The 12,413-nt window shown below is 66.7% G+C and carries 12 protein-coding genes; 1 reads left to right on the forward strand and 11 read right to left on the reverse strand.

All coding sequences use genetic code 11. The annotated features are described in order from the left end of the window. Window positions 1-78 precede the first annotated feature (78 nt). Window positions 79-540 (reverse strand): RrF2 family transcriptional regulator, encoded by a 462-nt coding sequence (locus F2P45_RS16925; protein WP_166877432.1) that lies wholly within the window; start codon window positions 538-540, stop codon window positions 79-81. Window positions 541-913: 373 nt separating this feature from the next. Between F2P45_RS16925 and F2P45_RS16930 the strand changes: the two genes are divergently transcribed. Then, window positions 914-2,386, forward strand: a complete 1,473-nt coding sequence (locus F2P45_RS16930; RefSeq protein WP_166877438.1) for an APC family permease — start codon at window positions 914-916, stop codon at window positions 2,384-2,386. A 79-nt stretch (window positions 2,387-2,465) separates the two neighbouring features. Here the strand turns inward: F2P45_RS16930 and F2P45_RS16935 are convergent, their stop codons facing one another. From F2P45_RS16935 to F2P45_RS16980, 10 genes are all read right to left on the reverse strand, one after another. Then, window positions 2,466-3,488: a phospholipase C/P1 nuclease family protein gene (locus F2P45_RS16935; protein ID WP_166877441.1), complete on the reverse strand. Its 1,023-nt coding sequence runs from the start codon at window positions 3,486-3,488 to the stop codon at window positions 2,466-2,468. Window positions 3,489-3,578: 90 nt separating this feature from the next. Further along, window positions 3,579-4,106, reverse strand: coding sequence for a hypothetical protein (locus F2P45_RS16940; RefSeq protein WP_166877444.1), 528 nt, complete (start codon window positions 4,104-4,106; stop codon window positions 3,579-3,581). Beyond that, window positions 4,103-5,443 carry a peptidylprolyl isomerase gene (locus F2P45_RS16945; RefSeq protein WP_166877447.1) on the reverse strand — a complete coding sequence of 447 codons (1,341 nt, stop codon included), beginning with the start codon at window positions 5,441-5,443 and terminating at the stop codon, window positions 4,103-4,105. The genes F2P45_RS16940 and F2P45_RS16945 overlap by 4 nt, the downstream gene beginning before the upstream one ends. 14 nt (window positions 5,444-5,457) lie before the next feature. Continuing rightward, window positions 5,458-6,453, reverse strand: a complete 996-nt coding sequence (locus F2P45_RS16950) for a hypothetical protein (RefSeq protein WP_166877450.1) — start codon at window positions 6,451-6,453, stop codon at window positions 5,458-5,460. 2 nt (window positions 6,454-6,455) lie between these two features. Continuing rightward, window positions 6,456-7,082, reverse strand: coding sequence for a hypothetical protein (locus tag F2P45_RS16955; RefSeq protein ID WP_166877453.1), 627 nt, complete (start codon window positions 7,080-7,082; stop codon window positions 6,456-6,458). 8 nt (window positions 7,083-7,090) lie between these two features. Then, a complete protein-coding gene (locus F2P45_RS16960; RefSeq protein WP_166877456.1) occupies window positions 7,091-7,456 on the reverse strand; it encodes a GMC oxidoreductase in 366 nt (121 codons plus the stop codon). Window positions 7,457-7,793: 337 nt separating this feature from the next. Then, the gene (gene nagZ / locus F2P45_RS16965) at window positions 7,794-9,335 is read right to left on the reverse strand and encodes a beta-N-acetylhexosaminidase (RefSeq protein WP_166877458.1); all 1,542 of its coding nucleotides are present in this window, start codon (window positions 9,333-9,335) and stop codon (window positions 7,794-7,796) included. A 31-nt stretch (window positions 9,336-9,366) separates the two neighbouring features. Then, entirely contained in the window at window positions 9,367-10,338 is a 972-nt protein-coding gene (locus tag F2P45_RS16970; RefSeq protein ID WP_166877461.1) for a phytanoyl-CoA dioxygenase family protein, read from the reverse strand. After that, window positions 10,335-10,955 carry a GNAT family N-acetyltransferase gene (locus F2P45_RS16975; protein WP_166877464.1) on the reverse strand — a complete coding sequence of 207 codons (621 nt, stop codon included), beginning with the start codon at window positions 10,953-10,955 and terminating at the stop codon, window positions 10,335-10,337. The genes F2P45_RS16970 and F2P45_RS16975 overlap by 4 nt, the downstream gene beginning before the upstream one ends. Then, window positions 10,939-12,405, reverse strand: a complete 1,467-nt coding sequence (locus tag F2P45_RS16980; protein ID WP_166877467.1) for a glycosyltransferase — start codon at window positions 12,403-12,405, stop codon at window positions 10,939-10,941. The genes F2P45_RS16975 and F2P45_RS16980 overlap by 17 nt, the downstream gene beginning before the upstream one ends. Between the last annotated feature and the right edge of the window lie 8 nt (window positions 12,406-12,413).

The following is a 12,413-nucleotide window of genomic DNA, read 5'->3' on the forward strand; positions in this document are numbered from 1 at the left end:
TCAATTTGTTGCATATAGGATGCAACTTTAACGTCGTAAAAAAGGCGCGTGTCAACGCGCCCGTCCGATGGCGGTGCCTCAGGCAGCCACGCTGCCCTGGTCGAGGAACATCCTGTGCATGCGCACGATTTTCTCGCCGGTGTTGCCGTGCGTGATATGGGCCAGGGTGACCTTGTCCATGGCCCCGTAAAACGCTTCCATGCCGTTCCTGAGGGCGGCGCGCAACTGGCAGTCGCCGCTCAGGCGGCAGCCGCTGCCTTCGCAGTCGACCAGTTCGCTGTCGCCTTCGAGCTCGCGCAGCACCGCGCCGATGCTCAGGGTGGCGGCATCGGCGGCCAGGCGCAGCCCGCCGTTGCGCCCGCGGGTGGCGCACACCCAGCCCGCGCGCGCCAGGTGACCAACCACCTTGACCAGATGGTTGACCGGCAGCGCGAACTGGGCCGCCACCTCGGCCACCGTGACCGGGACGCGCCGTTCGCCGGCGCGCGCCAGGTAAATCAGGACGCGCAGGCCCATATCGGTAAAACGGGTCAGATGCATGGAAGACTCCGGTGAGAACTAGTTCATTCTAGCAAATATGCATCTTAAATGCATCTTTACATTGGCGTATGAGCTTTTATTGCGACATGCTGATTTATTGACAATTAGTCGTAGGTAGAGGCGTGGCCACCAAGCTGGGCCTGTTCGGCAGGCTGTTCGCCCTGCTGCTCGCCGGCGGCGCCATCGTGAGCTTTTTCCGTGGCAAGAGCAAGCGGAAAGTCGATCTCGGCAAGTGATGCGGCGGGACGCGCGCGTGGCTGTTGTCAGTCCGGCATGCCCCGTTTTTCGCGCGCAAAAGATGTGTATAAGTAAATGGCAATAGCCCCTATAATCGCTGCTGCCATTCATCTAGCGCGACAAAAGGGACGAATCCGTGAATCAAACTCTGGGCCAGAAGCTGTTCCGCATCAAACCTGCCGGTAGCAAAACCGCCCCCCAACCCGGGCACGCAGGAACCGGCCTGGCGCGCACCATGGGATTGTTCCCGCTGACCATGATCGGCGTGGGCGCCACCATCGGCACCGGCATCTTTTTCACCATGGTCGAGGCGGTGCCCAAGGCCGGTCCCTCGGTCGTGCTGTCGTTCCTGCTGGCCGCGCTGACCGCCGGTCTGACCGCGTTGTGCTACGCCGAACTGTCGTTCCGCATCCCGGCGTCGGGTTCGTCCTACTCGTTCGCCTACGCCACCGTCGGCGAGTTCGCCGCCTTCATCATGGCCGCCTGCCTGCTGCTCGAATACGGCCTGGCCGCCAGCGCCACCGCGATCGGCTGGTCGGCCTACCTGAATAACTTTCTCACCAATGCCGTCGGCTGGCAGATACCCGAAATGCTGCGCACGCCGATGTTCGTCTCCGGCGAGCACGGCATGGAAATCCGGGCCGGGCACATCAACCTGCCGCCGATTTTGCTGGTGATCATGTGCGGCGCGCTGCTGATTCGCGGCACCAAGGAATCGGCCACCACCAATGCCATCATGGTGTTGGTCAAGCTGGCGATCCTGGTGTTTTTTGTCGTGATTGCATTTTCCGGCTTCGACATCAACAACTTCACGCCTTTCTTCAACACCGATAACAGCAAGGGCTTTGCCGGCATGGCCGGGGTGACGGCGGCGGCGGGCACGGTGTTCTTCTCGTTCATCGGACTCGATACAGTCGCCACGGCGGGTGAAGAAGTGCGCAACCCGACCCGCAACGTGCCGATCGGCATTCTTGCAGCGCTCGGCATCGTGACCGTGTTTTACATGCTGGTCGCGGTAGCCGCCCTCGGCGCCCAGCCGGCCGCGATGTTCGCCGGCCAGGAAGCGGGCCTGGCGGTGATTTTGCAGAACGTCACTGGCAAGACCTGGCCGGCGCTGGTGCTGTCGGCCGGCGCCGTGATTTCGGTGTTCAGCGTGACCCTGGTGACGATCTACGGTCAGACCCGGATTTTGTACGCGATCAGCAAGGATGGCCTGATTCCGCAAACGTTCCAGAAAGTCAGTGCACGCACCCAGGCGCCGGTCAGCAATACCTTGATCGTGTGCCTGGTGGTGGGGCTGGTGGCCGGGTTGGTCGACTCGACTTACCTGTGGGACATGGTCAGCATGGGCACCTTGACGGCCTTCATCGTGGTATCGATCGCGGTGCCGGTAATGCGCAAGAAAATGGGCGAATCGCTGACCAAGGGCTTCCGCGTGCCGTTCGGCCCGTATCTGGTGCCGGGCCTGAGCGTGGCCGCCTGCCTGTACATCATGAAAGACTTGTCCAAGACCACGTTTACCGTGTTTGCGATCTGGATGTGCGTGGCGGTGCTGACTTATTTTGCGTACAGCATCCGCCACTCGCGCCTGAACGACAGCGCCGCTTGACGGATGGGCCCGTGTCCGAATGTCAGACCTGACACCAGCGGTTGGTGTCAGGTCTGACATTCGGACACGAACGCTACTACTACAGGGCCAGCCGCACGGCGGCCCGGTCCAGCACGCGCACCACCATGGCGATCGCGTGCGGGACCATTTTTTTGGCCACCCCGCGCCGCAGCGCATGATCGGTCGACGACAGCACCGCTCCCCCATATTTGTATGAATAGGTGCCGCCCTGCGTCAGCAGCGGGCGGATGTCGGTCGCGTGATTGGCCAGCGGCGCAAAATCGTTCAGCGCCGCCAGCACCAGCGCCGGATCGCCCAGCTTTTCGGCATCGTAATAGTCGGCGATCCAGCCTTCCCAGCCGGAATGGTGGTGACCGAGTACGTTGAAGGTGTGGTGCGGCTGCAGCAGGTCGGTCGCGTGCAGGACGAAGCCGAGCGCTTGCGCCGACGGCGCCTGCAGGAAGCGCGTCCAGAAATGCTGCGCCAGGTTGTCGATCGGCTGGAACGGGAAGTGCTGGTAATCCCGGTACATGCCCGGCGTCGAATAGCCGCCCTGGCGGTAGCGCGCTTCGGTGACGCCGTAGCTGTTGTACTTGCTGGCATCGCCGAACCAGCCGCCGAGGCCGCCGGCGCCGTCGTCCAGGTAATCGCCCACCAGCCAGGCGGCGGCCAGCTTGTCGATGTCGCCCGGATTGCCCAGTCTGGCGTAGTGGTAGCCGCCGAAGTCATTGCCGTGCGCATCGGCGCCGGCCGTGTGGTTCTGGAAGTGCCAGAACGAGGTGTAGCGCGCCAGCCCCGAACCGAGTCCCCACAGCGGCGCACCCTGGCAGTTGCCGGTGGTGGCGCCGCAGATATAGGTGTCCTCGAAATAGTCGACATCGTGCGCGCCCTGGCCGATCGCCGCGGCGAACTGCTCCATCGTGTAGCCGGCCCGCGTCACGCCCGCCAGCAGGCTCGCGTAGCGGGTCTGGCCGGGGTGCGTTTTCATGAATTCGACGGCGTCGAGCACGATGCGCCGGTGCGTTTCGGTGTTCCACGCCTTGGCCGGCAGGCATGCGAGCAGGGCCAACGCCACGGGGGCGAGCTTGAATAGTGCTTTCATCTGGTCTCCATCTTCTTGTCGTGATTGCGGACATCGCGGACGCGATGCCCGGCCGGCTTGCTGCAACGTCGCGCCCGCGTGCGGCCGCGTTCACCTCCCCGGCGCGGGGTGATCTTTGACCAGCTGCGCGCGCATGTTTTCCAGTGCGCGCACCTTCTCTTCCGCCCTGGCGAGCTGGTCGGCGGCGATGCCCATGGCGCGGCCGCGCGCGATGTCCTCGCGCAGGCGCGGCAGTTCTTCGTCCACCGCCTTCACGTAGGCCGCCAGCACCTGGGCGTTCTGGCGCGCCTCGAACGCCTGGTAAGCCTTGGGGTCGGCCAGCTCCTGCGCCGTGGGGCGCGCCGGCGCGGGGATGTCGCGTGCGATGGGCGGGGCGTCCGGGTCGCCGTGCAAGTGCGTTTGTGCCAGGCTGTGCGCGGCCGCCAGCGGCGTGCCGGCACCGGGCTTGGCCTGGTTGGCCGGCGGCCAGTCGTCCAGCCAGGGACGGCCGGCGGCGGGCGGATTCGGGGCGGCGCTGGCGCGAGCCGGCCGATACCGCTCCTGCTCCTGCGGCCAGGCCAGCCAGAGCGCGCCCGCGACCGTCAGCGCGCCAGCCAGCGCCATCGGCATCGCCTTCATGGCGCGCCCGTGGCCGTCAGCTCGACCGTGGCGGCGCGCACCAGGGCGTTGCGGGCGCTGCCAAATTCGGCGCGGGCGCGCTCATGGGCGATAGCCTTGCGCGCCATGTAGCGCACCGTTTCCGAGCCGGGCGGGTAGAAGCCGTCGACCCGCTGGTCGACCAGCACGATGTCCCACGTGGCCGGCGCGGACGGGCCGACCGGCGCGCGGAACGGGCTCGATACCTGGCCCGCCGGCTGCTGCAGCGCCAGCGCCGACAGCCAGTCCGGCGCGCCGCTATGCCTCACCCAGCCGAGCGCGCCGCCACGCGCCGCGCTCGGGGCCAGCGAGTGGCGCCGCGCCAGCAGGCCGAAGTCCTTGCCGGCCGCCAGCTCGGCCCGGATGTGCTGTGCCAGCGCGTCGCTGCCCACGCGGATGTGGCGCGCCCGGACCTTGTCGATGCGCCGGAACTGGTCCTTGTGCGCGTTGTAAAAGGCGTTGACGTCGGCCTGCGTGACCTGCCGCGCCAGCGCCGCCTGGCGTGGACTGTGCGCTTCGGCGCCGTCCGCCAGCCCGTACAGGCGCATGGCGCCGCGCACCGCCTCCTGATCGTCGAGGGCCTGGCGCAGGTCGGCCACGGCCGCCGCGCCGAAGCGGCGGCCAGCCCAGTCGAGCACGAACAGGCCGGCCACGCGCAGGTGCGCCTGGCGGGCAATGAAGTCCATCTTGCGGTTGAAGAATTCCATGCGTCCCTGCACGTTCTGGCGCTCGAGCACGTCCAGCACGCTCAGGATGACCGGGGCCGCCTGGCCCAGGCGATAGCGCAGCAGCGGCGTGCGGGCGGCCAGCGCGGCTTGTTCGGGCGTGACGTCGTAGCCCAGCCGCAGCGCGCCCGGCGCACCGAACAGGCGCTCGAGCGTCGCCGGCGCCAGTGGATAGGTGGCCTCGATCGCGCCTGCCAGGGTAGCGCCGGGCAGGGCGCGCAGGACCGACTCCAGTTCGCCGGCGTGCATGCTGCGCAGCAGGCCGACCAGGCGTTCGTCGACTGCCACGCCTGGCGCGAAGCCGACCGTGCTGGCGGGATACAGCTGCGCCGCGCCGAAGCGCTCGCGCGCCCAGCGCGCTTGCAGGCGGTCGGCCACGATTCCGGCCAGCAGCGCGTCGGCGGACGGGCGGCCCGGCTGGTCCCGGGCCTGGTGCCGCAGCGCGCGCAAGGTGAGCGCGTGCACCGGCGCGCCGTCGATGTAGGCCGCCGGCGCGGCGGCGTCCGGCGCCGCCGCCGCGGGTACGCGGCACAGGATGCTGGTCAGGATCAGCAGGGCGGCCAGGTGCCGGCGTGGGGTCGGGGTCGGTGTCATGGCAGGCTTTCGTGTCAGGCGAGGATGGCCACGCCGTGGTCGGTGCGGTCGGTGAGGATGTCGAAGGCGGCGCCGTGGCGCGAGTGGAACCTGCGCGGCGCCTCCCCGCGCAGGGTGACGCTCATGCTGTACGCCGCCAGCTTGGAATTGAGGCAGGTCTTGAGGCCGCCCGGCGGATTCGGATAATGCAAGCCGGCAAATGCCTCGCGTGGCGCGTCGATGCGGATCTCGACCCGCACGCCGTCGGCGCGGGCATCGATGTCCCAGCTGAAACCATCGATCCGCGCGCGCGTGCGCAGCGCTTGCGTGATGCTGTTGAGCGACAGTTCCAGGGTGCCGATGCGCAGCACCACCAGGCTCATCTGTGGCGAGCGGAGCGGGCCCCATCTCAGGCGCGCCGTCGAGCATTCGAGGAACACCCCGGGCGCGTCGTCGAAGCCGGCCACCTGGCCCCAGGCATAGGTATCGGTGTGGCGGCTGCCCCAGTTGTGATTCTGGCTGCCGCGCCACTGCCGCACCGCCACGGTGTCGCCATCGACCTCGAGCTCGCCCGAAAACAGCGCACCCGGCGCCGCCACCAGCGCCTTCGCTTGCGGAAAGCGCCCATCGTACATCGACGCCGGCAGCAGCAGCAGCGGCGCGCGCGGCGCGGTGTAGCCGAGCGCCCAGGCGATGCTGTGGCCGGACCCGCTGGCGCTGCCGGCCAGGCAAGTGGCGCTCAGGTGCGTGTGGCCGATCAGCAGGTCCGGCGCGCCGGACCCGATCGCGCAGTCGGCCAGCGCGAACTGGTTTTTGAGCGCCACGATGCGGCGCTGTTCGCCATCGAACCACACGGCCCAGACTTCGCCGACCGCCAGGCGCGGCCGGCCGGCCGGGCTGAAGAAGGTGTAGCGGATCCAGAAGGCGCGCGCACGGCCGGCGTCGTTGGCGCGCAGAAAGTAGCTTTCGTAATGCCCGGCGCGATTGCCGGGGACGAAGCGGCAGCGGTTGGCGTCGGCGCGGCTGGGCATCGTCACAGCGCCCAGGGAAACAGCACCCGCGCCAGGTCGCCGAAGACGGTCTTGAGGAACAGCACCTTCACCGCCAGTTCCTCGTACCAGGGCGTGGCGATGGTGGAGAACGACCACGAAAAATTCCACAAGGTGGCCGCTTGCCACCACGCGAAGTGCAGTTCCGAGGTCCAGGCGTCGCCCTTGAGCAAGTCCGGCACGCTCGGCTGGGGCAGGCCCTGCGCCTGGAACGCGCCGCGCAAGGTGGTCATGTCGTCCAGCATGTCCGGCCCGGCATTGTTGTAGACGTGCTTGATGCCGACGAACCGCAGCGCCGCGCCCTGGAAGCGGTAGGTCAGCACCCGTCCGTTGGCGCCCGGCGCCAGGATCTGCAAGCTGCCGCTGGCGCTGCCGGCCGGCACGCGGTCGAGCACCAGTTCGCAGCTGAGTTTGGCGAGGTGCTGCGGATTGGCGCGCCAGGCGTCGATATCGTCGATCACGACCTTGAAATACACGCTCGCCGCGCGGTACTGGCCCTGGTGATAGGCGTAGCCGTGCATGTCTTCGGAAAACGCAATGCCGCGGGCCCAGCCCAGGCAGGGGAGCAGCACCAGCAGCGCCAACAGGAATTTGTGCGGGAAGGCGTTCATGGGCATCCTCAGAGGCAATAGCGTTCGGCGGCGCGCTCGGCCGGCGCGGCGATGGTGAGCAAGGGATTGGCGCCCAGCGAGGCCGGCACGATGGCGGCGTCGATCACCCTCAGGCCGGCATCCACCGACTGCGGCGCGGCGCGCGGATCGAACACCTGGCCGCCGGCGTCGACCACGCCATCGTCGGCCCGGTCGGCCATCGGGTAGCCGCCCAGGGGATGCACGGTGCCAGTTGGTTTGGCGGGCGACTGAGGGGAACGCGGGCAGGCCCGCCATCGGCTCGGGCCCGGGCCGGGGGGCGGGGCGAGGCTGGCGCCTGCGACCAGGCTGCCCGGTGCTGCCATAAAATGACGACGCTCGATGCTGTCCGACATGGTGGCTCCTCCGTGGGGTGGAGCAGCCAATGTACGGGGCGGGTATGTACAGCGTCTTGCTGGAACGCGACAGGCAATGGTGAAGTTACGCCAAACCGGCCATCGGTAATCGATCCGTTATGTTCCCGACGCCTGTGTCATGCCGGTGTCTGCATGCTGGTGTCAGGTCTGACATTCGGACACAGTCTCTGCTGTTAAGAAGCCAGGCCTTGCATATCTGCAGAGGCCGTGTCCGAATGTCAGACCTGACACCGGCGGGGTTTTTGCAGAGGCCGTGTCCGAATGTCAGACCTGACACCGGCGGGTGACAGAATGTCAGACCTGACACCGGCGGGGTTTATGCGGCGCTGATCAGGCGCTCGACCACCGGTTCCAGCGCGGCCGGACGGCAGCCGAAGGCGGCCAGGCGGCCTTGCGCTTGCGGCGCCAGGTCGAGGTCGTACGGCAGGCGGCCGGCGACAACCCATAGCTTGTCGACCGGCATGGCTGCCAGCAGGCGGCGCTGGCCTTCGACCAGCATCGCGTTGTAGGTCTGTACCACGATTTGCTGCGCGCCATCGGCAAAGGCGATCGCCGCGGCCACTTCGGCATCGAGCGCCTCGGCCGACATCGCATATTCCGTCACGTCGAGCCCGGCCTGGCGCAGCGCCGGCAGCATCGAGCTGCGCGCTTCGTTGTTGCGTCCGTTCGCGACTTCATCGACTTCGCTGCGCGAACGCACCTCGACCGTGATCAGGCGTACCGGCAGCGCCGGATCGAGCGGACGGAAGTCGCCCTGCACCCGCAAGGCCGCTTTCTGCACTTTTTTCGTCAGCGCAATCGACTCCGCCGTCATCAGGCCGCCCGGGGTGGCGGCGCGCTCGCGCCAGTCGCCCACCGCGCGCGCCTGTTTCAGGCGGCGCACGCGCGCCAGCGCTTCATCGATCCGCTGCGCATCGATCACGCCCTGCGCCACGGCGCGCGAGACCGCCTCCAGCGCGGCGCGCTGCTGGTCTTCGCGGTGCGAGATCAGCACGATGTCGCAGCCCGCCTGCAGGGTCGCCACCGCGCCCGCCGCCACGCCCACGCCGTCGGCAATCGCGCCCATTTCCAGGCAGTCCGAAATGATCGCGCCCTGGTAGCCCATTTCCTCGCGCAGCAGGCCGCTCAGCACGGCCTTGGACAAGGTGGCCGGCACCGATGGATCGGCTTCGATCGCCGGAAACGCCACGTGCGCGGTCATGATGGCGTCCACGCCGCCGTCGATAGCGGCGCGGAACGGCACCAGCTCGACCGCGCGCAGGCGCTCCAGGCTGTGCGGCACCAGCGCCATCGTGTAATGCGAGTCGACCGCCGTGTCGCCATGGCCGGGGAAATGCTTGGCGGTGACGATCACGCCGGCCGCCTGCTGGCCGCGCAGGGCCGCCATGCCGTAGCGCACCACGGTGTCGGCATCTTCGCCATAGGCGCGCACCCCGATGATCGGGTTCAGGCGGTTGTTGTTCACATCGAGCACCGGCGCGAGCAGCATGTTGATGCCGATCTGGCGCATCTCGTCGCCGTTGATGAAATTGACTTGCTGGCAGTCTTGCACGGAACCTGCCGCCTGGAAGGCCATGGCGGCGGGAATCGGCGTGACGCCCTGTTCGATGCGCATCACCATGCCGCCTTCCTGGTCGAGCGCGATCAGCAAGGGTTGGTCGCTGACTTCGGCGTTGATTTCTTGCAGCTTCTGGCACAGCGCGGACACTTGCGCCGGCGTGTGGACGTTACGCCGGAACAGGATCACGCCGCCGATGCGGCGCTCGCGGATCAGGCCGATGATATGCTCGTTCGGCTCCAGGGCGTCGAAGCCGACCATGAATAACTGTCCGATGTTGTGCTGCATAGTCGTTTGCATCTTGAAATTCCTCGCTATCCGTAAAAAATCGTTATTCCGTGTCCTGCCATGGCCGCAGGCCCAGCAGTTGTTCGCCCAGCGGCGATAACTCCGCCCGCTGGTATTTTGTTTGTTCCCATTTGCGCGGATCGCCGTGCAAGCTGTATCCGGCCGGCGCTTCGCGCTCGCGCCAGGAGCGGATGCGCCATTGTTTCAATGCCTCGTCATGCTCCTGCGCCGGCATCATCGAGATGTACTGCGCCATCCTCACCTTGTTGGCCGAGACATTCTGGCGGATGCCGTGGCACAGGCGGCTGTTGAAAATGAGCAGATCGCCCTTTTTCAATAACACCGGCACGTGCGGCAGGGCCGAGACATCCGGCCGGTACCAGTCCCAGTCGGCCGGCTGGGTGGCGCGCCAGGCCTCGAAATCGCGGAACAGCGACGGCACGCAGACAAAGCCGCCCACCTCGATATCGGTCTGGTCGCTGATCGACAGCACGCCCTGCACATTCTGAGGCTGGCTCTCGGGATCGTAATCCCAGTGCATGAAGCTCTTGAATTCGAAGCCCGGCTCGGGCGGCAGATTCAGGTTGATGCGGTCGATCGATACCCACAGCGCGCGCGTGCCCCAGATATCGGCAAACGCGTCGTGCACGCGCGGCATCTGGCGCGTGTCCCACAGATACTGGTGATGGTATAACTCTATCATCCCCGCATTGAAGCTCAGCTCTGTTTTTCGCAGGCGCGATTTTTCGGGCGGGTACCAGGTTCCCGGATCCTGCGGATCGAGTTCCTCGAATTCCCAGATCAGCTGTTCCAGGCGCGCCAGCTGGTCCGGATGGACTGCGTCGGGAATGACGATATAGCCGTTGTTTGTCCAGAAGTCCCAGTCCTGTTCCGACAGCACGCGCAGCGGCGCGCCGCCGGAACGGTCGTTCAGGCGCGCCGTGGTCTTTGCCACGGTCGACCGGTTGCGCTCGTCGACACTATGCTTGCCGATGGTCTCGATAGGGGCGTTCATTGCGATCCTCCAGGTGGCACCAGTTCCATGAAATGCAGCCGGTCGAAAAACAGCTCGGCCGCGTAATCGAATACCGCCAGCGAGACAAATCCCTTGTTCAGGTAAATGCCCATGGCGGCGCTGTTTTCCCACACGGTGAGCACGGTGCGCGGGCTGCCTTTGGCGCGCGCCAGTGCCGCGATATGGGCCAGCATCAGGTTCAGCAGGCCGCTTCCGCGAAAGCGCTCTTCGATGGCCAGGCTCGCTACAAACAGGTCGCTGGCGCGCGCGTGCAAGGCGATAAAGGCGTCGTAGGCGGCATCCATGGCGCGCATCTCATCGCGGTAATACGAGACCGCGTGCACGTCGGCGAATTCGGCGATGGTGGCGGCCGTGTAAAAGCCCTTGAAGCGGCCGGCGCCATCGTACAGGCCATGCGCATGGGCGATATAGGGATCGATATTCTGGCGCCGCTGCAAAGCGACCAGCGGCAGGCGCAGGCGATTGCCGAACGAGCAGTATTCGAGATAACTGGTCGCAAACAGCAGCGCCGCCATGCGCTCGCGCTGCGCATCGGCGATCCGCGGGCCTGGCACGAAGTGGTGCGGGTCGGCGTTCACGTCAGCTTTCGTTCGCATGGGCGCCGCGCGATCGGGTGGCGAGGCTGGCATGCACGCTTGCATAGCTGCGCTCGCCCGCCGTGCCAGGGCCGCGCGTCTGGTGCCAGAAGTTGCCGCGCCGGATACGGTCGGCATTGATGGCCATCAGGTAGGCGCCGAACAAATCGTTCACGCGGTCCAGATTGGCGTCTTGCGACAGGAAGGAATAGTAGTGGCAGCCCGCCGGTGTTGCGCGCAGTTGCGACGCGTACGCCATGCGCGGCACTTCGGTGGTCGACAGGAGCACGGCCATCCTGGGCAGTTCGCGAATGTCGGCCAGCGTCCAGCCGCGTTGGCCGAGCGCGGCGATGCAGCTGTCGTAGCCGGTCTGTTCCGACGGCGTGAGCGGCACCGGCTCGCCGCTGAGGGCGTCGACGCGCAGGCGCATGCCGTGCAGGCCGCTGACGATGGTTTCCGGCGCATCGTCATGCAGCACGCCGTGGCGCGCCGCCAGGTCGTGGTAGGCCGCCAGCGAACGCCCGATGGTGTGGTGCCAGGCGCCGTAGGTGGCGTCGTGCAGGGTGGCGGCGTAAGGTGCGCCGTGCGCCTTGTCGGGAACGCTTGGCCCCATCGCGCCGAGATTGGCATCGATGCGCGCGATCAGCTGCGCGATGGACGGATTGTCCTTGCGCGCCACCAGCACGCCGTTTTCGTCGTTGAACAGGTTCATCCAGCAGACAAAACTGGCGTCGATGCGGTTGGCCTCCCGGTTCACCGCAAAGCTGACGTAATCGGGCACTTCCGGCTTGCACAGGAAAAGCGTGGCGGCGCGGTACGGCATGGTGTCCGCATCCAGATAGATCCCGCCGCAGCGCTGCAGGATCAGCAGCCTGAAATAATCGGCCAGATTGACGAAGTAGCGCTTGTGGTGCAATTGCGCCAGCAGCGCGGCGATGGCGGGGCAGCGCTCGCGCGCCAGCGCCTCCAGCGCATGGACGGTTAACAGGCGCGTGCCGCAAAGATAAGTGCCGATCGCATGGCGCGCGCCTGGCGCCGGATGAAAGCACGGATCGTCGCGCAGTTGCGCGCTGTTCCAGACCCACAGCATCAGGCGGTAGGGGCCGGCATCGAGCGGGCCGATGGCGTCGAGCGCGCAATCCCACTGGCGTACCGATTCGCGCGCCATGGCCGGCAGCGCTCCGCCCAGCCAGATGCGGTGCATGATCATTTCTTCAGGGCCCAGCGGCTGGGTCGGAATGGCCAATAGCGACGATAGCCGGCGCGCATCGACCTGGCCGCCATGGCGGCGCACGAAGTGGCGCAGTTCGCGCAGATGAAGGCGATACGACGCTTCGGCCGCCTGCAGGCGCGCCTGGGCGTCGGCGCCGCCATGCGCATCCTGGCGGCAGAACGCTTCCCACTGTTTGTACGCAAGGAATTCGGCCTTCAGATCCTTGATCAGCACTTCATATTCCAGATCGACGTTCATGCTGCCCC

It is taken from the genome of Massilia mucilaginosa (assembly GCF_011682145.1).
Lineage (GTDB): Bacteria > Pseudomonadota > Gammaproteobacteria > Burkholderiales > Burkholderiaceae_D > Telluria_A > Telluria_A mucilaginosa.

Coding starts and splice junctions, on each gene's coding strand:
- F2P45_RS16955 (WP_166877453.1), bottom strand. CDS start 7,082: ATGAACGCCTTCCCGCACAAATTCCTGTTGGCGCTGCTGGTGCTGCTC.
- F2P45_RS16925 (WP_166877432.1), bottom strand. CDS start 540: ATGCATCTGACCCGTTTTACCGATATGGGCCTGCGCGTCCTGATTTAC.
- F2P45_RS16970 (WP_166877461.1), bottom strand. CDS start 10,338: ATGAACGCCCCTATCGAGACCATCGGCAAGCATAGTGTCGACGAGCGC.
- F2P45_RS16960 (WP_166877456.1), bottom strand. CDS start 7,456: ATGTCGGACAGCATCGAGCGTCGTCATTTTATGGCAGCACCGGGCAGC.
- F2P45_RS16945 (WP_166877447.1), bottom strand. CDS start 5,443: ATGACACCGACCCCGACCCCACGCCGGCACCTGGCCGCCCTGCTGATC.
- nagZ (WP_166877458.1), bottom strand. CDS start 9,335: ATGCAAACGACTATGCAGCACAACATCGGACAGTTATTCATGGTCGGC.
- F2P45_RS16980 (WP_166877467.1), bottom strand. CDS start 12,405: ATGAACGTCGATCTGGAATATGAAGTGCTGATCAAGGATCTGAAGGCC.
- F2P45_RS16950 (WP_166877450.1), bottom strand. CDS start 6,453: ATGCCCAGCCGCGCCGACGCCAACCGCTGCCGCTTCGTCCCCGGCAAT.
- F2P45_RS16935 (WP_166877441.1), bottom strand. CDS start 3,488: ATGAAAGCACTATTCAAGCTCGCCCCCGTGGCGTTGGCCCTGCTCGCA.
- F2P45_RS16975 (WP_166877464.1), bottom strand. CDS start 10,955: ATGCGAACGAAAGCTGACGTGAACGCCGACCCGCACCACTTCGTGCCA.
- F2P45_RS16940 (WP_166877444.1), bottom strand. CDS start 4,106: ATGAAGGCGATGCCGATGGCGCTGGCTGGCGCGCTGACGGTCGCGGGC.